The organism is Pseudoalteromonas sp. S1727 (assembly GCF_005886375.1).
Lineage (GTDB): Bacteria > Pseudomonadota > Gammaproteobacteria > Enterobacterales > Alteromonadaceae > Pseudoalteromonas > Pseudoalteromonas haloplanktis.
Genome location: NZ_PNDT01000238.1, coordinates 1 through 908, shown reverse-complemented (window position 1 = coordinate 908; position 908 = coordinate 1). Strand labels below are relative to the sequence as shown.

The window sequence follows — 908 nt, the reverse complement described above, 5'->3', positions numbered from 1 at the left end:
TTCAAGGTTAAAAAACAAACAGTTAAGGTTGAGAGAGCAAGTTCCTAAAAAGAGTAATTCTACAGCCTCAACGCCCCAATAAGGGGCTGATAAATGCTTGGCTAAACTGTGTAGCGAAGCGGAACCGAGCCAAGCTTTAGCAGTCCCGCACTTAATTGGCTTGTTATATGCCGATTACACCTTGTTAAAACAACGTTTGATCATGTAGCCACAAACACTAGCTAAACCAAAGAACAATAATGAAAACGCAAATATTCCAAGAAGAGGCACTAACTTACCAACTTTATCGGTCATGAATATTTCATACATGCCATAAAACATTCCGAAACCAGCTAAGATGAAAAACAAAAAACCAATTAGCATTGAGAAAAATACAAAAGGCTTTTGAAGGTTCTTAAATTGCAAACCTAATAAAATGGCTTCGATTAATCCCATATCCTTTCCTAGGCATATAAAACGCCTTGCTCTGCTGCATTTTTTGAGTGGATTCTTTTGTGCTATTAAGCACAAAAGAATCAACGGAAAAAATGTCAGCAGGAGCAAATTGTTAGGTTTTTTACTCTTCGTAATCAATATGATCTTGCTCCATTGAAGCTAAAAACTCTTGCAAAGACTCATATATAGTAAATGTTGGATACTCAGCTGGAAATGCTCCTGCTCCACTACCCCAGACCAAGTGAACATCTGCAATTCTTCCATCAGAAAGTTTCGCTACAACATCATCACAATCAATACGACGACCTATTACAATTGGGTTGGTATTCCACAAAGGATGCGGCTCTGTGATTTCCGACTCTATTTGATTTTGGACTCCTGGTATCTCAGCTTCAAACTGAATTGCTCTCCAGGGGAGTTTCCATGTGATCTCTTCGATGCTCATTCTGAAACCTAACAATTTTATAGTGCGC

General features: G+C 38.5%; 2 protein-coding genes. Both read right to left on the bottom strand.

The features are described from left to right. Positions 1–174 precede the first annotated feature (174 nt). Positions 175–435 (bottom strand): hypothetical protein, encoded by a 261-nt coding sequence (locus CWB85_RS21830; protein ID WP_138556012.1) that lies wholly within the window; start codon positions 433–435, stop codon positions 175–177. 121 nt (positions 436–556) lie between these two features. Further along, a partial coding sequence (locus tag CWB85_RS21825; RefSeq protein WP_212748250.1) for a hypothetical protein occupies positions 557–908 on the bottom strand: 352 nt, incomplete at its 5' end.